The sequence below is a fragment of the Microbacterium aurantiacum genome (genome assembly GCF_040532595.1).
In the GTDB taxonomy this organism is placed as follows: domain Bacteria; phylum Actinomycetota; class Actinomycetes; order Actinomycetales; family Microbacteriaceae; genus Microbacterium; species Microbacterium chocolatum_B.
In genome coordinates this window covers 239,085-260,814 of the sequence record NZ_JBEVYX010000001.1, presented here as the reverse complement: position 1 = coordinate 260,814, position 21,730 = coordinate 239,085, and the positions used below count along the sequence as shown (strand labels likewise).

Here is a 21,730-nt window from a genome sequence, read left to right as displayed (position 1 = left end):
AGGGACGTGTGATGCTGGGGCGGTGAACCTGGTTCTCCCCGACTCCCTCGTCCCAGTCCTGCTGCGGCTGATGCGTGCGAACCGCACGTTCGTCACCGCGGAGGGGGCGCGCCGGCGGATTCGGGAGCGGGAGTTGCGGCCGGTGCCGTACGGACCTCCGGGACGGCTGCGCAGCGGCATCCGCGTGGACGTGGAACAGGTCGACGGGTGGCCGGTGTACACGATCCTGCCGCCGGAGGTGCGCGGAGCCGTCGTCTACGTTCACGGTGGGGGATGGGTCAACGAGATCGCCGCCCAGCACTGGCATCTCGCCGCCCGAATCGCGGCGGAGGCGTCGGTGGCGGTCGTGGTTCCGATCTATCCGCTGGTGCCGTTCGGCACGGCGCGGGAGGTGCGGGACGGCGTCGTCGCTCTCGTGCGGGGGAGCTTCGAGACGTACGGGGCGACGTGCCTCGCGGGGGACTCTGCGGGCGGTCAGATCGCCCTGTCGGCCGCGCTCGCCCTGCGCGACGGGGGTGTGGTGCTGGCGCGAACGATCCTCATCTCGCCTGCGCTCGACCTGTCGTGGAGCAACCCACGCATCCCGATCGTGCAGCCGACCGACCCGTGGCTCGGCACTCCGGGAGGGCGGGTGCTCGCCGAGCACTGGCGGGGCGAGCTGGACTTGCTCGATCCGGTAGTGAGTCCTCTGTTCGGAGACCTCGCCGGGCTCGGCCCGATCACCGTCTTCACCGGGACGCGGGACGTTCTCAATCCCGACGCGCACGTGCTCGCCCAGAAGGCGCGCGCGGCGGGGGTGTCGTTCGAGCTCCGCGAGGAGGTCGGGCAGGTGCACGTGTATCCGCTGGTGCCGACGCGGGCCGGGCGTGAGGCGCTGGAGCAGATCGTCGAGGCGGTGCGGGTGGGCGTCGCGGGGTAGGCGAGGCTTCGGGTACCGGTGGGTGCGCTTCGAAGTTGAATGAAATGGGCCGGCCGTGCTGACGTCAGGCCGCCCGGCGGGACAGGGTGAGGGATGTGGCGCCCAGGGCGATGCTGGCAACTCCGCCGAGCACACTCATTGTCGGCCATAGCGGAACGATGGAAAGAGCGGTTTCGCCGGTCGACCGGGCTAGGTACGAGCACTGCGCCCCGAAGGGGAACAGGGAGATCATCTCGCCGGTCGCCGTGATGTCCTCTTGGTACCTCGCCGTGAAGTCCGCCGGAGGTTGGATGTTGTAGACGCACGCCGACGCGTCTCGCGTCATCAATGGCGCCAGAGCTCCGATGACGCCGGCCAGGATCAGGATTCCGCCGATGACGAGGCTGGCGATAGCGGCGCGAGACCGCCGTGACGCGACAAGGCGCTTCGCGTCTCGCTCCATCTCAGCAGTATGACGCTGACTTCGGCGCCCCTTGTGGAGCGTCAGCGGGAGGTCGTGCACGGGCGGATCTGAGGCGGATGCCTCAGCGGACGGGGTCCTGCTTGCCGGCGTCGGGGCCGTGCGCGGTCTCGAACGCGATGCGATTGCGTCGGGCGGTGAGGAAAGACGCGGCGCCCGTCGCGATGATCGCCACGGCGCAGAACACGCCGAGTGCCGCGAACCAACTGGCGTGGGTGATCAGCAGGGTGGCGGTGGACACCGTGGACGCACATCCCCAGATCAGCATCCACCGGGCCTGAGTGCGCTGGCGGTCGAGCGCCATGCGTTGTTGGATCAGGGACGGCATCCGGCGCTCTCCTCTTTCCGCGTCGTGGTCTCGTCGACGCTCTCAGCGTTCATGGCAGGTGTCAACGCGCCGCGCCTGACCGGTCGCACCGCCGCGCGTCCGATACGACCAAAACACGACGTGGCCGCGGCATCCCGTCCAGGATCGTGCACACGGCAACCGCCGGTGTAGACGACGAAGCACACCTGGAGGCGACGATGACTCCCGCGACGCAGACCAAACCGCCCGCAGCACTCACCGGGCAGGTGAGTACCAAGAAAGCCAGACCGCCGGCGAAGATCTGGTTCTTCCGCCTCCTCGGGGTGGCGCTCGGCCTCCTGACCTGGCTCCTCCTCGGCACCACGACCGTCAGCGACGACGCGCGGATCGTCGGCGGCCTGGCGATCCTCATGGCGGTGTGGTGGACGACCGAGGCGGTGCCGCTTCCGGTCACGTCGCTGCTCCCGATCGTCATCCTGCCGCTCTTGACGGCACGGACGGTCCCCGAAGCCACCACCCCGTACGCGAACCCGATCGTGTTCCTCTTCGTCGGCGGGTTCCTCATCGCCATCGCAATGCAGAAATGGAACCTCCACCGCCGCATCGCCCTCCTCACCCTCCGCCGCGTCGGAACGCACCCGCGACGCATCGTGCTCGGCATGATGATCGCGACGGCGTTCCTGTCGATGTGGGTGTCGAACACCGCCACGACGCTGATGATGCTGCCCATCGGCCTCAGCGTCCTCGCCCTGGTCGTGGAGAACAGCGACCGCATTGGCGGACGCGAGAGCGCCGGATCGATGACCGAGCAGATCCGCAACGGCACCCCCATCAGTGAGGTCATCCGCGTTCCCGACGTACGCAAGTTCGGCGTCGGCCTCGTTCTCGCCATTGCCTGGTCGGCGACCATCGGCGGCCTCGGCACGCTCCTCGGCAGCCCGCCGAACGCCATCGTCGCCGGCTACATCAGCGACGAACTCGGCCGCAAGATCGGCTTCCTCGAGTGGATGATGCTCGGCGTCCCGATCGTCATCGTCTTCACCTTCCTCGCGTGGGTGCTGATCGTGCGGGTGCTGTTCCGCTTCCAGCTCGACGAGGTTCCGGGCGGCAAGCAGCTGATCAACGACGAGATCGCCAAGCTCGGCCCCACCAGCCAGGGCGAGAAGACCGTGCTCGCGGTGTTCCTCCTCGCTGCGTTCTTCTGGATCGTGCCGGGGCTCCTCTCGGGCATCGGAGACCTCGGAGAGCGGATGCCGTGGCTCGGCATCTTCGACGACACCGTCGTCGCCATCGGCGCCGGCATCCTGCTCTTCCTCCTTCCGGGCGACAAGAAGGGCACCATGACGCTGGAGTGGAAGGACGCCGAAAAGGGCCTCCCGTGGGGTGTGCTCCTCCTCTTCGGCGGTGGTCTCTCGCTCGCCGGCGCGGTCGCCGCCACCGGTCTCGACGCCTGGTTCGGCGAGCAGGTCAGCGGACTCGGAGCGCTGCCGATCGTCCTGCTGATCGGTGTGGTCGTGGTGCTGGTGCTGTTCCTCACCGAGATCACGAGCAACACCGCCACCGCGGCGACGTTCATCCCGATTCTGGGCGGAGTCGCGATCGGGGTCGGCGTCGACCCGATGACGCTGCTGATCCCCGCGGCTCTGGCTGCGACGTGCGCGTTCATGCTCCCCGTCGGCACCCCGCCCAACGCGATCGTCTTCGCGTCGGGACAGGTGAAGATCATCGAGATGGTCCGCGGCGGACTGGTGCTGAACATCGTCGGCGCGATCCTCATCACCATCTTCACGGTGCTCATCGGGCCGTGGGCTCTGGGGTTGGTGATCTAGGGGCGGCGTTACGTGGAGCGGTGCCCGGCGCGGGGAGGTTCGCGCCGGGCACTGCCGCGTGTGCGGGGCGGGTCTTGGTCGGGCGGGTGGCATCCGTCCCGGGGGAGTGCGTGAGCTCTGGGATGCCAGAGGGCGTGGCGAGTAGTCTGCGACGGTGCATGCTCCGCTCGAGCCGTTCGCGACCGGCAGGCTCCGGCGCCCGGGCGGCGTCGAGCTGTACTGGGAGACCTCGGGCAACCGGCAGGGCAAGCCCGCGATCTACCTGCACGGTGGGCCCGGCAGCGGGCTGGGGCAGGGCGGATACCGGCGTCGCTTCGACCCCGCCGCGCACCTCATCGTCGGTCTCGATCAGCGGGGGTGCGGGCGGAGTACCCCGTGGGCGATCGATGATCTCGACGGCCTCGATGAGAACACGACGCAGACGCTGCTGGAGGACCTCGAGGCCCTGCGGGAACACCTCGGCATCGACGCGTGGCTGCTGCACGGGGTGTCGTGGGGGTCGACGCTCGCGCTGGCCTACGCGCTCGCGCACCCCTCGCGGGTGACGGAGATCGTGCTGACCGCCGTGGCCACCGGCGCCCGGTCCGAGATCGACTGGATCACGGAGGGCGTCGGAGCGATCTTCCCCGAGGCGTGGGAGGAGTTCGCGGGCGACGTTCCTCCCGGCATCCGTGTCGTGGAGCACTACGCGCAGCTGATGCGCCGCGCGGATGCCGCCCCCCGCGCCGCCGCGGCGGATCGCTGGGATCGATGGGAGTCCACACACGTTTCGCTCGACCCCGCGTGGCAGCCCGGCCCGCTGCACGAGGATGCCCGCACCCGCGAGAACTTCGCGACCCTCGTCACGCACTACTGGGCGAACGACTGCTTCCTGCGTGGAGCGGATGCCGTGCTCGATCGGGCCGGGGAGCTTACCGGCATCCCGGGGGTGCTCATCCACGGACGTCGCGACGTGAGCGGACCGGCCATCACCCCGTGGCGCCTGCACCGTGCGTGGCCCGGGAGCCGGATCGAGATCGTCGAGAGCGAGGGGCACGGCGGCCCGCTCGAGATGGAGCTCACGCGAGAGGCGATCGACGGGTTCCTGTAGCGCGGCGGTTGTCGGGTTGCGGGTCGGCGCATGAGGGCGCGCTTGCGGGGCGGGTCGGCGGATGGGGGTGCGCTGGTGGCGCGTGCGAGCATGAAGGCATGGCTCTTCATGTAGTGACCGGCGCCGGCTCGGGAATCGGCGCAGCCCTCGCGACGCGGCTGCGCGATCGGGGCGATGACCTCGTTCTCATCGCGCGGAGTGCCGAGCGTGCCCGCGAGCTCGAGGATCAGCATCCGGGATCCGTCGCGGTCGTGGCCGACCTCGCTGACCCGGGTGCGCTCGCCGACGCCGTATCGGGGGTGGTGGCAGACGGACGGATGCCGGAACGCACCGACTCGCTCATCCATGCCGCGGGGGTCGTCGACCTCGGGTCGGTGGGGGAGCTGCCGGTGTCGTCGTGGGAGTGGCAGCTGAACGTCAACCTCGTCGGGCCCGCCGAGCTCACGCGCCTGCTGCTGCCGGCGCTGCGTGCGGCGAAGGGACAGGTGCTGTTCGTGAACTCCGGCGCCGGGCTGCGGGCGTCTCCGGAATGGTCGGCGTACGCGGCATCCAAGCACGGACTCAAGGCGCTCGCCGACGCGCTGCGTCAGGAGGAGGCGGCGCACGGTGTGCGGGTGTCGTCGGTGTTCCCCGGCCGGACCGCGACGCCGATGCAGGAGCGCGTGCACGAGCAGGAGGGTGCGGCGTACGAACCGGAGGCGTTCATCGATCCGGAGTCGGTCGTCACCGCGATGCTGACGGTGCTCGACGTGCCGCGCGATGCGCAGATCCCTGAGCTGATGATCCGCCCGGGGGTGTGAGGTCGAGGGCGCGCGGACGATCGGTGTTTCATGGGGGTCTGACAGACTCGGCGTGTGCTCGACTCTGACGCCGCGGTGCCGGTCGGCCAGCGCGTCGCGATGCGGCGGCAGCGTCGCCAGCTACGCGTCGGACCCGGCATCCGCTGGTCCTTCCTCCGGTATGCCGCGATGTGGGGCGCTCGCCGTTCGGCCTGGGCATTTCCCGGATACGTGGGACTTGGTGCAGCGGGGCTGCTCATGGTGGGCGAGACCGCTTCGTCGTCAGGGCGCCCGGGGCACATCGGGATCGCGGGGCTGTTCGCTGCGCTGTTCGCAGCGAGCATCGTCGCGTTCTGGGTGGTCGCGCTCCTGGTGTCGGTGCGCACGCACCGCATGTGGAGGGCGCTCGCGGCTTCTGCTGCGCAGCTGGGTGCGGATTTCCATCCTTTCGCACGCGGCTGGCAGCCGGGCGAGGTGCTGGCCTCCCGAGGGTCGCGCGGGCGCGCTCGGTCGATGCTCGTGCTCCCCGACGGGTCGCGCATCGGCGAGTGGGAGTACATCCGGCCGTACGCGCCGCTGCGCGCGAACACCGCGCACGTGTGGAGCTTCGTGTCGCTCCCGGCGGCGGTGGAGTTTCCGCACATTGTCCTCGACGCGACGGCCAACCGACGCTGGCATTCGCTCGACGCGGGCGCTTCTCTGAGTCGGGCGCAGCGTGTGCGCCTCGAGGGCGACTTCGATTCGCACTTCCACGCCTATGCGCCCGCCGGGTACGGCACCGATGCCCTCTACTTCCTGACCCCCGATGTCATGGCCGATCTGATCGATTCGGCTGCGGACTGGGATCTGGAGCTCATCGGCACGGATGCCGTCTTCTTCCGCCCCGGACCCATGATGGCGGCGGGGGAGCACGCACTCGAAGAACGCATGGGGTTCCTGCGTCGGTGGCGCACACGGTTCGCGCGCTGGACCCACTGGCGCGATGACCGACTTGGCGTCAGCCCGCGCTTCAGTCCCGACGGGAGCCTGCGGGTGCCGCCGGTCGGCGTGCACCGCGACGGGCAGCGGCTGGACGACACGCGAGGCAGCCGCGCGTTGCTCGCCTACGTCGTTGCCCTCATCGCGCTTCCGTACCTGGTTGTTGTGTGGCACATGCTGCTGGACTGATCGGTCGGGGCGGGCGGAGGATCCGCGGTCGCTCGTTCGCGCGTGATCTGCACGCTCCGGAGGAGGTCTGCCAGACTCGGGCTGTGCAGGACACGGATGCCGTCGGACCGTTGCCGGCCCCGATCGCAACCCGACGCGGTGATCGCCCGCCGAGGTTCGGTCCCGGCATCCGTGGATCGGTCGTCCGTTACGCGTGGGAGTGGGGCATGCGACGAACGGCATGGGTGATCCCGGCCGTGATTCCCGCAGTGCTGCTGGGCCTGCTCCTCGTCTCGATCAACGTGCCTGAGGGGGAGCGGGCGATGATGGGGGCTGCTTTGACGCTCCTCCTCGCCTGGCTGATCGGGTTCTGGCTCGCCGCGGTGGCGGCTTCTCTCGCGCTCCATCGGCGATGGCGCCGACTGCTGCCCCTTGCAGACACCGTCGGGGCAGAGCTGCGCCCCGTCTCCTGGGAGTGGTTCCCGATGGGCGTGCTGGGCTCGCGGGGAACCCGAGGGTGGGCGCCGACGGTGCTGGCGTTCCCGGATGGGACCCGTATCGGCGAGTGGGAGTACGTGCGCACCTTTTCCGGAGCGAGGGCGCATACGGCGCACGTGTGGGGGTTCATCTCCCTGCCCGCTGCAGTGATCTTTCCGCATCTCGTGCTCGATGCGACGGCCAACGTGGGTCTGCATAGTCTGCGCGCCGGCGCGGCACTCGATCAGTCTCAGCGGCTGCGGCTCGAGGGAGACTTCGGCGAGCACTTCCACGCCTACGCGCCCCTCGGGTACGAGACCGCGGCGCTGTACTTCTTGACCCCCGACGTGATGGTCGATCTGCTCGATGGCGCAGCGGGCTGGGACGTTGAGTTCATCGGTTCGCGGGTGCTCTTCTTCCGGCCCGGGCACCTGCTCTCGCTCCGCCCCGGCGTGATCGAGGGGCTCATCTCGTTTCAGCAAGGCTGGGCGTCGAAGATTGCGAGGTGGACGCGGTGGACGTGGTGGCGCGACGATCGGTTGACGACGGGCGTGGTCGTGCATCCGGACGGACGGATCACCGTGCCCCCGGTCGGTGTGGACGTCGGCGGGAGGCGCGTGACGGACGAACGCGGAGGGCGCATCGGTCTCGCGGTGTACGTCGTATGTCTCCTCGCGCCGCCGGTCGCGCTTGTCGTGGTGGCAGGGGTGCTGACGTCGTTCGGGTAGCGAGTCGCCGTTGGGGTGCTGCGCGAGCTGCGGGGCTGTTGGGTCGCGCCGGCCGGCGTGATGCAGTGCAGGAATCGGAGTACCGCGATGTCCCGACCGGATCTTTTTCCACACTGTTGAAAGCTTCGTCTTGAATGTCGGAGGTCGCCGATAGTATTCGAACATGAATACGAGCCGGTTGGTCGAGTTCAGCGAGGAAGAGCTCGCTGAACTGGATGAGGTCGCGTGCGCCGCTGAGCGGATCACCCCGGCGCTCGGTGCGATGGAGGTTGAGAACGTCCGGAACCAGGCTCGGGCGGGTGCGATCGCGGAGCGGGTGGCGCGGCGGCAGTTGGCGTCGGTGCGGTCGCAGGAGATGGTCTACCGCTCGGTCGCAGCGGAGCTTGCCGGGGTGACCTTCACCACCGACCGGTCGATGCAGGTCCAGATCAACCAGGCGGTGGAGTGGGTCGAGTGCTACCCCGCCACGCTTTCGGCGTGGGAGGCGGGGCGGATCACCCGCGGCCACGCCACCGCGGTGTTGCGGTGCGGGACGGTGCTGCCGCGGGATGCGCGGGCGGAGTTCGATGCCCAGGCCGCGGAGATGTGTGTCGGGCAGAGCGTGGGGCGGGTGAAGGATCGCCTCGACCATCTCGCGCAGGAGCTGCACCCGCGGACCCTGGCCGAGCGTCACATCGAGGCCCGGAAGGAGCGTCGGGTCGGGCGACAGTCCATCGGGGACGGGATGTCTGCTCTCATCGCCTGCGTCCCCGAGATCCTCGCCGCGGCGATCGATGACCGGTTGAACGAGCAAGCGTCGACGATCATCGACGCCGACCCCGACGGCAGAACCCGCGACCAGATCCGCGCGGACATCCTCTGCGACATGCTCCTCACCGGCTCACCCCTCGCCGACCCCACCATCGACGGGGACGGCAACGGCACCCTCGGGATGATCCGCGCGAAGGTACAGGTCGTCGTCCCCGCCCTCACATTGCTCGGGAAAGATGACGACCCGGCGAACGACACCACCACCGCCGACCTCGTCGGGTCCGCGCCGATCGACCCGGCCACCGCGCGGGCTTTGGCGGGCGCTGTCGCGTCGTGGGAGCGTCTGGTGGTGCACCCGGTGTCGGGGCAGGTGCTGTGCACCGACTCCTACCGGCGGACGGCGTCGATGGCCAGGTTCTTGAAGGCCCGGGACCGGCACTGCCGGTTCCCCGGCTGCCGCCGGCCCGCGATCCGCTGCGAGCTGGACCACACCTTCGATTTCGCCCTCGGTGGGCGGACGGACATCCGGAATCTCTGCCACCTGTGTCAGAGACACCACTCGATGAAGCAATTCACCTCCTGGGGTGTCCGACAACTCGGCGGCGGGGTCCTCGAATGGACATCCCCCACCGGGCGGATCTACATCGACCACCCACCGGCGCCCCTGGTGACATTCATGCCCTCGGGAGGTGGGGCACCACCCCGGGACGGGAGCGGCGGCGCACCGCCGCCCGACCCCGCACCGTTCTAGGCCGGAATCGGCTTCGAATCTCTTCTTATTCGTACGGCAGGCGTGTTCAGTTCGCGCTCAACCGCGCGGCCGAAACGGACGCGGCATCCGTCGCCACCAACTCGACCTTGAAGCGCTCAGCGTCTTCTATGAACGCGGCGTAGTGACCCTCCCCACCGGCGAAAGGATGCCGGTCCGCATAGAGGTGCGTCCAGCCATGCGACGGAGCCAGCCGCCAGAGCCTCTCGACCGACGCCGTCGAACCCGCGTGGAAGGCCAGATGGCTGAGCCCCGGCATCCGCCGATCATGGGAACCCTCGCGAGGCGCCCGCGCCACCACAATGTACGTGGCGCCCAGTCTCCAGCTGCGCCCGCCCTCCCACCGCCGGAACGGCTCATACCCGAGCTCGCCGAGCAGCCACTCCCACCCGGGGATCGCGCGCTCAAGGTCCGCCACCTGCACCTCGACGTGATGGAGAGCCCCGAACGAGGTCACGTCCGCATCCGGCGGACGTCCACGACCGTCGCCGCTCACGTGTTCTCGGCGAAGTCCGCCTCGGTCCAGATTCGCGCGATACGCATCCCTCCGGGGACGACCGCCTCGGGGAACCGCGCCGCGATCTCCGCCGCCCGCGCCTCATCGACCACGTCCACGAGGTAGTAGCCCGACACGACTTCCGCCACCTCCGGCCGCGGCGCATCCGTCATCACTGCACCGTCCGCGCCGCGCATCACCGCCTTCTGCGCGTCGGTGTCGAGCGCCGACGAATCGACGAGCTCGCCGCTCGCCTGCAGATCGGCCTCGACATCCCAGTAAACCCGAAACGCCGCCGACCGCTCCTCGTCGCTCATCCCGGCGAACAGCTCGATCACCGCGGGACTGTTGTGGATCAGAATCAGATACTTCATCGGAGCTCTCCTCTGCCCGCGCGCTCGACGTGCGCGACCTCACCAGCGTGTCGGAGCAGCCCACGCATTTCGAGATCTCCGTCGCGCGGGGGAGGCGCCGCGCGCCGCGGCATCCGTAACGTGGCCCCTTCAGGAGGTACCGACATGAACGACACGCCCGCACCCCCGCCGCCACCGCACCAGCCGGGTCCGCCGCAGCCGCAGCCGCCCGCAGAACCGCCCCAGCAGCTCGCGGTCTGGTACTTCATCGCCGCGACCTTCATCTTCGCCCTGCCCGGACTCATGTTCCCGGATGCCGCAGCCTGGGTTCGCATCCTGCTCTTCGTGGCCGGCCTTCTCGTGATCGCCGCGGGCGGTATCCAGCTGGGCAAGGAGATCCGCGAACGACGCAACCCGCCCCCGCCGCCGACTTCGCCGCCCTCGCCGCCGACGGCATAGCAGGCGCAAGCCAACGAAAGCAACCCCCAGACGGGTTTCGTTCGAGCGGGGTCATGATGCGACCGTGCCCCTCTCCGCCGCCCGCACGCGGGCAACTTCACGCCTTCCCGCCGCGCTCTTCCCGGGCGACGACGCCGAGCCCTCGGTCGTCGACGCCATCGACGCCGCCCGCCAGACCCCAGGATTCGGCACGGACGTCGTCGCGACCCTCACGTGGGCGCGTGACGCGACGCGCGAGACCGGGGCGGCCACGGCATCCGTCGACGCCGTGTGGCAGCTCCTCGCCTCCACCGCCGCCCTCGACGTGGCGGCCGGACGCATCCTCGAACCGCACCTCGACGCGCAGCGTATTCTCGCCGAGGCATGGGACGACGGCATCGCCCCCGACCTCCGCCCCCTCGCCGCCGACGCCTCCGCGACCTGGGGCGTGTTCGCCGCCGAAGGCCCGGGTGCGCGCCTCACCGCCAGCCGCACCGCCACCCAGACCGCGACGGGCTGGACGCTCACCGGCACCAAACCCTGGTGCTCCCTCGCCGCCCACCTCACCCACGCCCTCGTCACCGCGTGGACCGACGATGAGAGCCGTGGCCTCTTCGCCATCGCCCTTCGCAGCCCCGAGGTGCACGTGCACGACGGACCCTGGCACGCCCGCGGTCTCCCGCACATCGTCAGCGCACCGATCGACCTCGACACCGCCCCGGCGGTTGCCGTCGGCGACCCCGGCTGGTACCTCTCCCGCCCCGGCTTCGCCACCGGCGGTATGGGCGTCGCCGCCACCTGGTGGGGCGGAGCCACCGGCATCCTCGACGCCCTCGCCGACGCCGCCTCCACCGACCGCGCCGACCAACTCGCCCGCGTCCACCTCGGACGAGCGGATGCCGCCCTCTGGGCCGCCCGCGCCACCCTCGCCGACGCCGCCGCCCGCGCGGCCGACGGCGACCCGATCGACCGCGTGATCCTCGCCGCCCGGGTCCGCGCCATCGTCGCCGACGCCGCGGAAGCGGTCCTGCGCACCGCGGATCACGCGCTCGGTCCCGCACCGCTCGTCACCGACGACGCCCACGCCCGCCGCGTCGCCGACCTGCACCTGTACCTCCGCCAGCACCACGCCGAGCGGGACCTCGCTCGCCTCGGCCGCGACCTCGTCAGCCACCGAGCCCAGATCCTCGCGGCATCCGCAGGGGAGTCCGGGTGGTGACCTTCGATCACCGTGACCCCGGAACCCCCGAATCCGCGTGGCGCACCGCCCTCGCCGTGCGCGCCCTGCCGGAGGTCTCCCTCGACATCGACGCGCTCCTCGTCGTCGCCGCCCACCCCGACGATGAGTCCCTCGGTGTGGCCGGTCTCGTGCACACCCTCGCCCAGCGCGGCATCCCGATCCGCGTCATCATCGCCACCGACGGCGAGAACTCCCACCCCGAGTCACTCACCCACACACCGGCAGACCTCGCTGCGCGACGCCAAGCCGAAGTGCGCGATGCCCTGGGTGTCGTCGCGCCCGACGCGACCCTCCGACTGCTCCACCTCCCCGACGGCGCGATCGGCGACCACGAGAACGCACTCGCCGCCGCCGTCCGCGACGAGATCGACTCCCTGATCCGGCAAACGGATGCCGCACCCGACCGCATCCTGCTCGTCGCGCCCTGGACCGGCGACGGCCATCGCGACCACCGGATCGTCGGTGCGCGCGCCGAGCGCGTCGCGACGGAAGCCGGCGTGACCGTGCGCGGCTACCCGATCTGGCTCTGGCACTGGGGCACCCCCGCGGACGTCCCGTGGGAGCGCGCGGAATCCGTCGCGCTCGACGGCGCCGCGCACGACGCGAAACTCCGGGCGCTGGCCGTGCACGACAGCCAGCTGCGGCCCCTCTCGAACGCGCCCGGCGACGCCGCGATCGTCCACGAGCGGATGCAGGAGCACTTCACCCGCGCCCAGGAGATCCTGCTCCGCCCCGAGGTATCCGAACCCGGCAGCGCCGCGTCGACCTCCACCGCCTCCGCGTCCACTCCCACGGCGTCGACGCCGCGCGCGCACTTCGAGCAGTTCTTCGCCACGCACGACGACCCGTGGGGCTTCCGCTCGAGCTGGTACGAGCGGCGCAAGCGCGACCTTCTGCTCGCCACCCTTCCGCGAGCGACCTACGAGGCAGGCCTCGAGCTCGGCTGCGCCACCGGCATCCTCACCGCCCGTCTCGCCGAACGGTGCGCGCATCTCGTCGCGGTCGACTTCGCGGCTGAGGCCCTCGCGGCCGCCGCACGAGAACTCGCCGGTCACGACAACGTGACCCTGCAGACCGCCGCGCTCCCGCAGCGATGGCCGGAGGGGCGGTACGACCTCATCGTGCTCTCCGAGATCGGCTACTTCTGGAACACCGCCGACCTCGACACGGCCGTCGACCGCATCACGCAGAGCCTCACGCCGGCGGGGCACCTGATCGCATGCCACTGGCGGCATCCGATGCCCGAGAATCCGACCGGAGGCGACGACGTCCATGGGCGTCTGCGCGCGAACAGCCGGTGGCAGAGCATCGCGGTGCATTTCGAGAAGGACTTCGTGCTCGAGGTCTTCGGTCCGTATCCCGCCCCGTCGGTGGCGCAAGAGACCGGAATGCTCCCGTGATCGCGACCTCCGTCCACGTCGTCGTCCCCGTCCACAACGAGGAAGACCTCCTGCAGTCGTGCCTGGACGCGATCCAGTGCGCGACCGCCACTGCGCGCGACATCGGCATCGACGTCCGCACCGTCGTCGTCCTCGACGCGTGCACCGATCGCTCGGCGCTCATCGCGCAGCGCTACCCCGTCGAGATCGTCGAGATCGACGCCGGTCGCGTGGGTGTCGCGCGGCGGGTCGGAACGGATGCCGCCCTTCGCCGCCTCGACGACGAGTCGCGCGCGTGGGTCGCCCACACCGATGCCGACTCGATCGTCCCCGGCAACTGGATCACTCACCAGGTGGCCCTCTCGGCCGGGGGATCCGACGTCATGATCGGCACCGTCCGTCCGGACTTCGCCGACCTGACCCTCCGACACGTCCAGCACTGGCATGCGACGCACACGCCGGGACGCCCCAACGGTCACGTCCACGGCGCGAACCTCGGCTTCCGCGCCGGCGTCTACCGCCGCGTCGGCGGCTTCGCCGAGGTGCCCGAGCACGAAGACGTGGCCTTCGCCGCCGCCGCGCAAGCCGCGGGGTTCGTCCTGACCGCCTCCGACGTCGCCGAGGTCATGACATCCGGTCGCTTCATCGGGCGCACGCCCGGCGGCTACGCCGGCTACCTCGCCGCCCAGGAGGCGATGCTCGAGTCCGGCGTCGCCTGACGCGAATCACGACCGGCCCTAGGCTGTGCTCGTGAACGACGCGATCCCCGTCATCGTCTCCTACGCGAGCGACACTCCGCGGCACGACGCCGCGTTCGCCGACGAGCTGCGCGCCCTCGCGGAGGGGGCCGCCACCGTCATCGCCGCAACGGGCCTCGATGCGCGCTGGGTCAATGCGGCCGCGCCTCACGCGGCTGCCCGCGACCTCGTCGCCACCGCGCGGGGCGTGATCGTGCTCGGCGGCGCCGACGTCGATCCGGCCCTGTACGGCGCCACCCCGAACGGCACGTGGATGGAGTCCGCCGATGCCGCGGCGGACGCGTTCGAGGCCGCCCTCATGCGCGCGGCGATCGAGCGGGACCTGCCGCTGTTCACCATCTGCCGCGGCACCCAGCTGCTGAATGTGGTGCGCGGCGGGACCCTCGTCCAAGACCTCGGCGCGGGCATTCACCGCGAGCCGAACCAGGACATGGTGACCCACCCCGTCGAGGTCCATCCCGGCACTCGTCTGGCCGCCGTGCTCGGGCCCGGCATCCGCGACGTGCGCTCGGGTCACCATCAGGCCGTCGACGCACTCGGCGCGGGCCTCGTCGTCAGTGCGACCGCCCCCGACGGCGTCATCGAGGCGATCGAGAGCGAGGATGACCGGTGGATCCTCGGCGTGCAGTGGCATCCCGAGGACGCGGGGAGCGATCCGGCCCAGCTGCAGCGGCTGATCGCCGACTTCGCGACCGCCGCACGCGCCACCCTCCCCGTCGGAGACGACCCGATCACCGCGCCGGCGGCGTAGCGCCCGGACGCGAGCCGAAACCCATCCGGGGACCCGCGCGCTCCGAAGAACTTCCGAAGCCACAAGCCGAAGGAGACCCTCATGGGTGCACGCAGAACCCGACCCCGCTTCCTGCTCTGGGCGGCGCTGGCCGGGCTCGTCTCGGGAGCGGTGTTCCTCGCCGCCGCCGAGCTGGTCGCGCTCCTCGCGGCGCGCTCGGCGAGCCCGATCCTCGCCGTCGGATCCTTCGTCATCGACATCGTGCCGCAGCCCGTGAAGGAGTTCGCGATCGCCGCCTTCGGTGCGGCCGACAAGATCGTGCTCCTCGGCAGCCTCGGGCTCGCCGTCGCCATCGCGTCGGCCATCGCGGGCATCCTGCAGTACGTGCGGCCGCACCTCGGCGTGGCCGCACTCGTGCTCGCCGGCGTGCTGTCCGGCGCCGCCATCGTCACGCGGGCGTCGGCGCAGGCGCTGTCGTTCCTGCCGCCGCTCGCCGGCACCATCGCGGGGTCGGTCATCCTGATCCTGCTCGTCCGCCGACTTCGCGCGTGGCGCGACGAGGTCGCCGGAACGGATGCCGCCGCCTCGGCATCCGGCGGCGAGCCGGCCGAGAAGAAGGGGCTCGACCGTCGCGCCTTCTTCCTCACCAGCGCCATCGCCGGTGCCTCCGCCGTCATCGCCGGCGTCGCCGCCCGTGCGGTCAGCGCCGCGACCTCGTCCGTGGACGCGATCCGCGGCGCCCTTCGCATCCCCGAACCGCGCTCGCGCGTGACGATCCCCGAGGGGGCTGAGCTCGACGTCGACGGCATCTCGTCGCTGTACACGCCGAACGACCAGTTCTACCGCGTCGACACCGCCCTCACCGTCCCGACGATCGATCCCGCGACCTGGCGCCTCGTCGTCGACGGCATGGTCGACCGGCGCATCGAGCTGAGCTTCGACGACCTCATCGCCCGCGGGCTCGACGAGTACTCCATCACCCTCACGTGCGTGTCGAACGAGGTGGGCGGCAACCTCGTCGGCAGCGCCCGCTGGCTCGGGGTGCCGGTGCGCGACATCCTCGCGCTCGCCGGCGTCCAGTCCGGCGCCGACATGGTGCTCTCCCGCAGCGTCGACGGGTACACCGCCAGCACGCCGCTCGCCTCGCTGACCGACGAGGGCACCGACGCGATCCTCGCCGTCGCCATGAACGGCGAGCCCCTGCCCCTCGAGCACGGCTTCCCCGTCCGCATGGTCGTCCCGGGCCTCTACGGCTACGTGTCGGCGACGAAGTGGCTCACCGAGCTGAAGGTCACGACCTTCGCGCAGGACGAGGCCTACTGGACCCCGCGCGGCTACGACGCCGAGGCGCCGATCAAGTTCTCCTCGCGCGTGGACACCCCGAAGGCCGGCGCGCCGGTTGCCGCGGGGACGGTCGCCATCGGCGGCGTCGCGTGGGCCCAGACCGTCGGCATCGACCGCGTCGAGGTGCAGATCGACGACGGTGACTGGCAGGAGGCGACGCTGTCGACCGCCGTCAACGTCGACACCTGGGTGCAGTGGTTCCTCGAGTGGGAGGCCGAGCCCGGCACCCACTACGTCACCGTGCGTGCCGTCAACCGCGACGGCGAGGTGCAGGAGCAGGAGCGCGCCCCGATCGCCCCGAACGGCTCATCGGGCTGGCAGCGCACCCTCGTCACCGTGACGGGCTGATCGCAGCCGCCGCACCCCCAGCCGGAAGGCGGGCTCCCCGGAATTGGTCCTCCTGGAGCCCGCCTTCTCTTCTCGCCGGGTGCCTCTAGCGGGCGCGCCGGTCGTCGGTCTCGAACCCCGGTCGCGTGCGCCGCTGCTCGAGCGACTCGGTCTCCTGGAAGAACGTCACCTGCCACCCCGCGGGGCCCTGCACGCGGGCGTTCACCGTCCGGAACGGGGTCTCCGTCGAGTCGGCGATGATCTCCACGCCGGCCTCACGGCTCGCCGTCACAGCCGCCGGGGTGTCGGCGACTTCGAGCGCCAGCCGCAGGGCCGGGCCCTCGGATGCCGGGACGTTCTCGATGATGTCGATGTTCCGCGCATGGGTGGGCGTGGCGATCTCGATCGTCGCGTCGCCGACTTCGAGGATCGCGACCCGATCGTCACCCTCGGTGGCGAACGCGGGACGCTCGGTCAGGCCGAGGACGTCGCGATAGAACGCCACCGTCCGATCGAAGTCGTCGGTCTCGATGATGAGGCGGAGCTGCGTCGGCGGTGTCGCGAGTGTCATGCGGGCGTCAACCTCCGCGGGGGCCGCCCTGTTCCGGATCAGCGCTGTTCCGGATCAGCGCTCGTGTCGATCAGTGCTGTTCCGCGAGAGCCTCGGCGACCAGGCGCATCGCCTCGTCGTAACGCTCGGGGGAGGGACCGGCGTAGTTGACGCGCACGTAGGGGCCGGGCGTCTCCGCCGGAAACCACTCGCGCCCGTCGGCGATCAGCACATCGCGCGCCGCGGCCGCGCGGACGAGGGCCGCGACATCCGTTCCATCCGGCAGGCGGACCCACAGGTTGAGGCCCCCGGCGGGCACGAGCGCCACGGTGCACTCCGGCAGATGCTCGCGGATGCCGCCGAGCAGCGCATCGCGCCGCGCCCGGAGCGTCGGCCGCTGCGCGCGGAGGTGACGCCGCCATGCGGGCTGGGTGACGACATCCAGCGCCGCCGCCTGCAGGACGCCGCTGACGTACATCGCATCCGCGGTGCGATCCGCCGCGATCCGCTCCCGCGCCGGCCCCCGCGCGACGACGGCCGCGACCCGGAGGGCGGGGGAGACGCTCTTGGTGAGCGACCGGACGTAGATGACATTCCCGTCCTGGTCGAGCCGCGCCACGGGTGCGGGGTCGGTGTCGATCGCGAGATCGTGCGCCCAGTCGTCCTCGATGAGGAACGCGCCGCGCCGGCGCACGACCCCGAGCACCGCGCGCACCCGCTCCTCGCTCCACTGTGCGCCGTGCGGATTGGCGTAGGTGGGCTGAGCGTAGAACGCCCGCGCCCCCGATGCGACCAGGGCTCGATCGACGTCATCGGGATCCGGGCCCTCCGGCCCGGACGCCACCGGAACGAGCGTGACCCCGGCCTGGGCAGCGGCGACCATCGCGCCCCAGTACGTGGGCGACTCCACCACGAGCGGACGGCCCTCGCCGACCACCGCGCGGAAGATCGACGCGAGTCCGCTCTGACTCCCCGGCACGATCACGACGTCCCGCGCCGCCATGGGCGACACCTCCGGAGCGGTCACGGCGGCGAGCTCCGCCGCGAACCACTCCCGGAGCTCCGCGAGGCCGTCCGCGGGAGCGCGCCGGACCGCGGCATCCGATCGCGCCGCCCGGGCGAGGGCCGCGCGCACGAGGCCACCCGGCAGGAGATCCGGCGCCGGGTACCCCGAGTGCAGCGCGATCGCATCCGGCGCACCCGGTCGCTGGGTGACGGACAGATCCGGATGCCGACCCTGCGGTGCGCCGAGCGCCGCCGTCTGCCAGCCGAAGTCCGCGGGCGGACGCGGGCGAGAGCCGCGCACGAACGTCCCGACCCCGGGCTTGGCGTCGATGAGTCCCTGCGCAGTGAGCCGGTGCAGCGCCTTCTGCACCGTCACCGGGCTCGCGCCGTGCTCAGCGCTCAGCCGGCGACTCGACGGCAGCTGCGTCCCCGGGGGTGCGGTCGCGATCCACGCGCGCAGCGCGGCGACGATCCGCTCGGTGCTATCGTGTGCCATGTCAGGGAACAATAGCGCTACTCTCGTCGCGCCGACAGTGCTATCACCGCTCGCGGGCGCGTGGTGGGGACTTCTGGGCGTCGTCGCCTTCTCGTTCACGGTGCCGTTCACCCGCGTGGCCGTCGAGGCGCTCCACCCCGTGTTCATCGGCGCCGGGCGGGCCGTGGTCGCCGCCGCGCTCGCTGCAGCAGCCCTCGCCGTGACCCGACAGCGCCTGCCGCGCGGCACGCAGTGGGGGCGCCTCGTCATCGTCGCGGGCGGCGTCGTCCTCGGGTTCCCGCTGCTCACCTCCTTCGCGATGGCCACCGTCCCCGCCAGTCACGGCGCGGTCGTCATCGGCCTCCTCCCCGCGGCGACGGCGGTCGCGGTCGTGCTGCGCACCCACGAGCGGCCCGCGCGGTCGTTCTGGGTCTTCGCCGCGCTCGGCGCGGTCGCCGCCGTGATCTTCGCCGCGCTGTCCTCCGGCGGGTTCGGGCGCCTGACGTGGGCGGACCTCCTCCTCTTCGGCGCCGTCATCGCCGCCGCGATCGGCTACGCCGAGGGAGGGCTGCTCGCCCGTGAACTCGGCGCGTGGCAGACGGTCTCGTGGGCGCTCGTGGTGGCCGCGCCCGTCACCATCGTGGTCAGCGCGCTCTCGTTCGCGGCGGCGCCGCCCGCGGCATCCGTCGTCCACTGGCTCGCCTTCGCCTATCTCGCCGTCGTCAGCATGTACCTCGGCTTCTTCGCCTGGTACCGCGGGCTCGCGATCGGGCCCATGGCGCAGGTCAGTCAGATCCAGCTCGTCCAGCCGGTCCTGACGATCGCATGGGCGACGCTGCTCCTCGGTGAATCGCTCGGATGGGCCACGATTCTCGGCGCTGTCGCGGTCATCGGCTTCGCCGCGCTTTCCGTGCGCACGCGCCTTCGGGGAACGTTATAGACAGGGAGTCCCATTGCCGCGGGAAAAGAAAAGCGGATTCCCTCGAGGACGAGGGAATCCGCTTTTCGGCGAGGGTCAGTGGGCGGCTTCGTACGCCTCCAGAACGGATGCCGGAACCCGGCCGCGCTCGGAGACCTGGTGGCCGTTCTGCTTGGCCCATTCCCGCACGGCGCTGTAATCCTGCTGTCCGCCGCGGCGGCGCTTGCGCGAGGAGGAACCGCCCGTGGCAGCCGAACGCGATGCGGAGATCGAGCGGGCGGCGGAGACATACGGGTCGAGCGCCGCCCGGAATGCGGCGGCATTGTCGTCGGTCAGGTCGATTTCGTACGCGATGCCGTCGAGGGAGAAAAGAACGGTCTCTCCGGAGCCGACTTCGAGGACGGTGCCGTCGAGGTCATCGACGAGCTGGTGCACAATTCTGCGGGTCATGCGGAAGAGAATACGCGTCTTTCCATTCCCGCGAGACTTTCAGGGCAGAATTCCCGCGCGGCGCGCTTTTGTCACGGCCGCATGACGCGTCGAGGCGTCGAGTTTGCCCATCGCCGTCTGCAAATAGGATTTCACCGTTCCCTCCCGCAATCCGAGGGACGCGGCGATCTCGGCGTTCGTCGAACCGAGCGCCGCGCACGCGAGCACATCGAGTTCGCGGGGCGACAGGTGGATGTCCAGCGGCTCGATAGGCTCCGCGCCGCCGCCGGTGAGTCCCGCCAGCCGCTCTTCGATCGCCGAGAGCCGGGCCCGGAGGCTCGCGTCGTCGACGCTCGCGACGATGCTGCGCAGCTCCGCGTAGCTGGCGCGCAGCTCCTCGCGCTGCACGGCATCCGTCGTCGTCTCGGGGGGCGCGATCGGGATCGGTCCCGTCGCTGGCCGGAGAGCCGCCACGCGCCGCTCGACCTCGTCGCGGATCCGGAGCTCCGTCGCGACCTCCTGCGCGACGCGGAACGCCGGAGCGGCCACGACGTCGCCGACGCTCGACTCGGCCCACGCGCCGCCGTAGAGCACGCCGCGCACGGTGGATCCGACGACGACCGGGACGGCGAGGAGCGTCGACAGGCCCTCGCCGAGCACGTGTCCGTCGTAGTCGTGGGTGATCTGCCGCGACGAGCGGTAGTCGGGCGTCATGCGCGGACGGAGCTCGGTGATCGCCCGTCCGCCGAGGCCGCGCTCGGGCTTGACGACGAGGCCGTCGAGACTGCGGGTGCGGTTGCCGAGCACGGTGTTCACCCGGACGCTGCCGTCCTGGACGTACCCGCCGAACACCACGGGGAAGTGCGTGTGCGCGGCGAGGTCCTTCAGGGCCCGCGTCATCAGCTGCCCGTCTTGTGCGCCCCGCGGCGACTGCTCGTCCCGGGCGCGTCGCTGCATCCGTCCACCTGGGGAGGTCCACTGCGTCGTGGTCACGAAACACTCGCTCTCGCCGCCGAATCGTATCGACGACGGTAACACTACGCCGCGAAGACGTGCAGCCCCAGATCTCGACTGAGCATCTCGCTCGCGAGGTGTCCGCGCACGCTCGTGCCCTGCTCATCCAGCGGCGGGCTGATCACCGCCGCCCCGAGCTTCCCCGGCGCCGAGAGCACGATCGCCCCCGAGACGCTCGACTTCGCCGGGACGCCGACCGCCCGCATCCAGCGCCCTGATCCGTCGTAGACGCCGCAGGTCGCCATGACCGCGACGACATCGCGGGCGACGGATGCCGGCACCACCCGCTGGCCCGTCACCGGGTTCACGCCTCCGAGCGCGAGCGTCGCGCCCATCACCGCGAGCGTCTTCGCGTCGACGAGCACGGCGCACGCCCGCACGTACGCCTCGACGGCGTCGTCGGCGCCGACCGCGAGGGTGCCCTCCGCGCGCATGAGGTGGGCGAGGGCATGGTTGCGGTCACCGAGGAGGTGTTCGTTTCGCGCGACCGATTCGTCGACGTCCAGCTCGCGTCCGGCGAACGCCGACAGGCCGCGGTGCGCGCGTGCGACCCGGGCTGCGACGTCGTCCCCGTCGACGAGGGAGGCCGTGAGGAGCGCGCCGGCGTTCACCATCGGGTTCGGCGGACGCCCCGTGCCGGACTCGAGCTTGATCGCGTCAAATGCCTCGCCCGTGGGCTCGATGCCGATCCGGTCCAGCGCCTCGCCATCGGTGTCGACGAGCGCGAGGGCGAAGAGGAACGGCTTCACCGCCGACTGGATGCTGAAGGAGGCGTCGCTGCCGACACTGCCGCGCACCTCGCCGTCGGGAAGGGCGAGGGCGATGCCGCACAGGCCGGGATCGGCGTCGGCGAGCTCGGGGATGCTGTCGTCGACCTCGCCTTCGGTGTGCGGGAGCACCCGCTCCCGGAGCGCGTCGAGGTCGTACGAGCGGGCGTCGGGGGAGGGAGGCATCCTCCCACCCTGCCAGGGGTACCCACTTTCGGGGGTGACGGGAGACGGATCCGTTTTCGTACCGTC

Annotated in this window: 23 protein-coding genes; 14 read left to right on the top strand and 9 right to left on the bottom strand. The window is 71.1% G+C overall.

Annotated features, from left to right (window positions below; all coding sequences use genetic code 11):
- Positions 1-22: 22 nt before the first annotated feature.
- Complete coding sequence (locus tag ABXJ56_RS01275) at positions 23-919, top strand: alpha/beta hydrolase (protein ID WP_353997936.1); 897 nt, start codon at positions 23-25, stop codon at positions 917-919.
- 64 nt (positions 920-983) lie between these two features.
- On the opposite strand, the gene ABXJ56_RS01270 is transcribed toward ABXJ56_RS01275, so the two are convergent.
- Both ABXJ56_RS01270 and ABXJ56_RS01265 read right to left on the bottom strand, forming a co-directional pair.
- The gene (locus tag ABXJ56_RS01270; RefSeq protein ID WP_353997935.1) at positions 984-1,361 is read right to left on the bottom strand and encodes a hypothetical protein; all 378 of its coding nucleotides are present in this window, start codon (positions 1,359-1,361) and stop codon (positions 984-986) included.
- Positions 1,362-1,443: 82 nt separating this feature from the next.
- Positions 1,444-1,707: a hypothetical protein gene (locus tag ABXJ56_RS01265; protein ID WP_353997934.1), complete on the bottom strand. Its 264-nt coding sequence runs from the start codon at positions 1,705-1,707 to the stop codon at positions 1,444-1,446.
- Positions 1,708-1,853: 146 nt separating this feature from the next.
- On the opposite strand from ABXJ56_RS01265, the gene ABXJ56_RS01260 reads away from it, so the two are divergent.
- The 6 genes from ABXJ56_RS01260 (at position 1,854) to ABXJ56_RS01235 (ending at position 9,236) form a co-directional block, all read left to right on the top strand.
- Positions 1,854-3,515, top strand: a complete 1,662-nt coding sequence (locus ABXJ56_RS01260) for an SLC13 family permease (RefSeq protein WP_353997933.1) — start codon at positions 1,854-1,856, stop codon at positions 3,513-3,515.
- Between the two features lie 154 nt (positions 3,516-3,669).
- A complete protein-coding gene (pip, locus tag ABXJ56_RS01255) occupies positions 3,670-4,605 on the top strand; it encodes a prolyl aminopeptidase (protein WP_353997932.1) in 936 nt (311 codons plus the stop codon).
- A gap of 98 nt (positions 4,606-4,703) precedes the next feature.
- A complete protein-coding gene (locus ABXJ56_RS01250) occupies positions 4,704-5,405 on the top strand; it encodes an SDR family oxidoreductase (RefSeq protein ID WP_353997931.1) in 702 nt (233 codons plus the stop codon).
- A gap of 54 nt (positions 5,406-5,459) precedes the next feature.
- Complete coding sequence (locus ABXJ56_RS01245; RefSeq protein WP_353997930.1) at positions 5,460-6,551, top strand: hypothetical protein; 1,092 nt, start codon at positions 5,460-5,462, stop codon at positions 6,549-6,551.
- A gap of 206 nt (positions 6,552-6,757) precedes the next feature.
- Positions 6,758-7,735, top strand: coding sequence for a hypothetical protein (locus ABXJ56_RS01240; RefSeq protein ID WP_353997929.1), 978 nt, complete (start codon positions 6,758-6,760; stop codon positions 7,733-7,735).
- 163 nt (positions 7,736-7,898) lie between these two features.
- Positions 7,899-9,236, top strand: coding sequence for an HNH endonuclease (locus ABXJ56_RS01235; protein ID WP_353997928.1), 1,338 nt, complete (start codon positions 7,899-7,901; stop codon positions 9,234-9,236).
- A gap of 46 nt (positions 9,237-9,282) precedes the next feature.
- Here the strand turns inward: ABXJ56_RS01235 and ABXJ56_RS01230 are convergent, their stop codons facing one another.
- Positions 9,283-9,711, bottom strand: coding sequence for a VOC family protein (locus ABXJ56_RS01230; protein ID WP_353997927.1), 429 nt, complete (start codon positions 9,709-9,711; stop codon positions 9,283-9,285).
- A 35-nt stretch (positions 9,712-9,746) separates the two neighbouring features.
- Positions 9,747-10,124: a YciI family protein gene (locus tag ABXJ56_RS01225; protein ID WP_353997926.1), complete on the bottom strand. Its 378-nt coding sequence runs from the start codon at positions 10,122-10,124 to the stop codon at positions 9,747-9,749.
- A 144-nt stretch (positions 10,125-10,268) separates the two neighbouring features.
- Between ABXJ56_RS01225 and ABXJ56_RS01220 the strand changes: the two genes are divergently transcribed.
- From ABXJ56_RS01220 to ABXJ56_RS01195, 6 genes are all read left to right on the top strand, one after another.
- On the top strand, positions 10,269-10,562 hold the full coding sequence (locus ABXJ56_RS01220; RefSeq protein ID WP_353997925.1) for a hypothetical protein: 294 nt from the start codon (positions 10,269-10,271) through the stop codon (positions 10,560-10,562).
- A gap of 64 nt (positions 10,563-10,626) precedes the next feature.
- On the top strand, positions 10,627-11,760 hold the full coding sequence (locus tag ABXJ56_RS01215; protein WP_353997924.1) for an acyl-CoA dehydrogenase family protein: 1,134 nt from the start codon (positions 10,627-10,629) through the stop codon (positions 11,758-11,760).
- Complete coding sequence (locus ABXJ56_RS01210) at positions 11,754-13,181, top strand: bifunctional PIG-L family deacetylase/class I SAM-dependent methyltransferase (protein WP_353997923.1); 1,428 nt, start codon at positions 11,754-11,756, stop codon at positions 13,179-13,181. Before ABXJ56_RS01215 ends, ABXJ56_RS01210 begins: the two co-directional genes overlap by 7 nt.
- Positions 13,178-13,879 carry a glycosyltransferase gene (locus ABXJ56_RS01205; protein WP_353997922.1) on the top strand — a complete coding sequence of 234 codons (702 nt, stop codon included), beginning with the start codon at positions 13,178-13,180 and terminating at the stop codon, positions 13,877-13,879. The genes ABXJ56_RS01210 and ABXJ56_RS01205 overlap by 4 nt, the downstream gene beginning before the upstream one ends.
- 31 nt (positions 13,880-13,910) lie before the next feature.
- A complete protein-coding gene (locus ABXJ56_RS01200; protein WP_353997921.1) occupies positions 13,911-14,669 on the top strand; it encodes a gamma-glutamyl-gamma-aminobutyrate hydrolase family protein in 759 nt (252 codons plus the stop codon).
- Between the two features lie 81 nt (positions 14,670-14,750).
- Complete coding sequence (locus ABXJ56_RS01195) at positions 14,751-16,340, top strand: molybdopterin-dependent oxidoreductase (RefSeq protein ID WP_353997920.1); 1,590 nt, start codon at positions 14,751-14,753, stop codon at positions 16,338-16,340.
- 85 nt (positions 16,341-16,425) lie between these two features.
- Here ABXJ56_RS01195 and ABXJ56_RS01190 read toward each other — a convergent pair whose 3' ends face one another.
- Positions 16,426-16,890: a VOC family protein gene (locus ABXJ56_RS01190; protein WP_353997919.1), complete on the bottom strand. Its 465-nt coding sequence runs from the start codon at positions 16,888-16,890 to the stop codon at positions 16,426-16,428.
- Positions 16,891-16,960: 70 nt separating this feature from the next.
- The gene (locus ABXJ56_RS01185) at positions 16,961-18,370 is read right to left on the bottom strand and encodes a PLP-dependent aminotransferase family protein (protein ID WP_353997918.1); all 1,410 of its coding nucleotides are present in this window, start codon (positions 18,368-18,370) and stop codon (positions 16,961-16,963) included.
- Here ABXJ56_RS01185 and ABXJ56_RS01180 point away from each other — a divergent pair.
- Positions 18,369-19,289 (top strand): DMT family transporter, encoded by a 921-nt coding sequence (locus ABXJ56_RS01180; RefSeq protein ID WP_353997917.1) that lies wholly within the window; start codon positions 18,369-18,371, stop codon positions 19,287-19,289. The genes ABXJ56_RS01185 and ABXJ56_RS01180 overlap by 2 nt on opposite strands.
- A gap of 75 nt (positions 19,290-19,364) precedes the next feature.
- Here the strand turns inward: ABXJ56_RS01180 and ABXJ56_RS01175 are convergent, their stop codons facing one another.
- The 3 genes from ABXJ56_RS01175 to glsA form a co-directional block, all read right to left on the bottom strand.
- Positions 19,365-19,718, bottom strand: a complete 354-nt coding sequence (locus ABXJ56_RS01175) for a histone-like nucleoid-structuring protein Lsr2 (protein WP_353997916.1) — start codon at positions 19,716-19,718, stop codon at positions 19,365-19,367.
- A 39-nt stretch (positions 19,719-19,757) separates the two neighbouring features.
- Positions 19,758-20,597, bottom strand: coding sequence for a helix-turn-helix transcriptional regulator (locus tag ABXJ56_RS01170; RefSeq protein WP_353997915.1), 840 nt, complete (start codon positions 20,595-20,597; stop codon positions 19,758-19,760).
- A gap of 137 nt (positions 20,598-20,734) precedes the next feature.
- Positions 20,735-21,664 carry a glutaminase A gene (glsA, locus tag ABXJ56_RS01165; RefSeq protein WP_353997914.1) on the bottom strand — a complete coding sequence of 310 codons (930 nt, stop codon included), beginning with the start codon at positions 21,662-21,664 and terminating at the stop codon, positions 20,735-20,737.
- Between the last annotated feature and the right edge of the window lie 66 nt (positions 21,665-21,730).

Bases quoted from the DNA above. Each gene is read 5' to 3' on its own strand.
- ABXJ56_RS01270 (WP_353997935.1), bottom strand. From the start codon at position 1,361: ATGGAGCGAGACGCGAAGCGCCTTGTCGCGTCACGGCGGTCTCGCGCC.
- ABXJ56_RS01265 (WP_353997934.1), bottom strand. From the start codon at position 1,707: ATGCCGTCCCTGATCCAACAACGCATGGCGCTCGACCGCCAGCGCACT.
- ABXJ56_RS01250 (WP_353997931.1), top strand. From the start codon at position 4,704: ATGGCTCTTCATGTAGTGACCGGCGCCGGCTCGGGAATCGGCGCAGCC.
- ABXJ56_RS01240 (WP_353997929.1), top strand. From the start codon at position 6,758: ATGCGACGAACGGCATGGGTGATCCCGGCCGTGATTCCCGCAGTGCTG.
- ABXJ56_RS01235 (WP_353997928.1), top strand. From the start codon at position 7,899: ATGAATACGAGCCGGTTGGTCGAGTTCAGCGAGGAAGAGCTCGCTGAA.
- ABXJ56_RS01225 (WP_353997926.1), bottom strand. From the start codon at position 10,124: ATGAAGTATCTGATTCTGATCCACAACAGTCCCGCGGTGATCGAGCTG.
- ABXJ56_RS01220 (WP_353997925.1), top strand. From the start codon at position 10,269: ATGAACGACACGCCCGCACCCCCGCCGCCACCGCACCAGCCGGGTCCG.
- ABXJ56_RS01195 (WP_353997920.1), top strand. From the start codon at position 14,751: ATGGGTGCACGCAGAACCCGACCCCGCTTCCTGCTCTGGGCGGCGCTG.
- ABXJ56_RS01190 (WP_353997919.1), bottom strand. From the start codon at position 16,890: ATGACACTCGCGACACCGCCGACGCAGCTCCGCCTCATCATCGAGACC.
- ABXJ56_RS01180 (WP_353997917.1), top strand. From the start codon at position 18,369: ATGTCAGGGAACAATAGCGCTACTCTCGTCGCGCCGACAGTGCTATCA.
- ABXJ56_RS01185 (WP_353997918.1), bottom strand. From the start codon at position 18,370: ATGGCACACGATAGCACCGAGCGGATCGTCGCCGCGCTGCGCGCGTGG.
- ABXJ56_RS01175 (WP_353997916.1), bottom strand. From the start codon at position 19,718: ATGACCCGCAGAATTGTGCACCAGCTCGTCGATGACCTCGACGGCACC.
- ABXJ56_RS01170 (WP_353997915.1), bottom strand. From the start codon at position 20,597: ATGACGCGGGCCCTGAAGGACCTCGCCGCGCACACGCACTTCCCCGTG.
- glsA (WP_353997914.1), bottom strand. From the start codon at position 21,664: ATGCCTCCCTCCCCCGACGCCCGCTCGTACGACCTCGACGCGCTCCGG.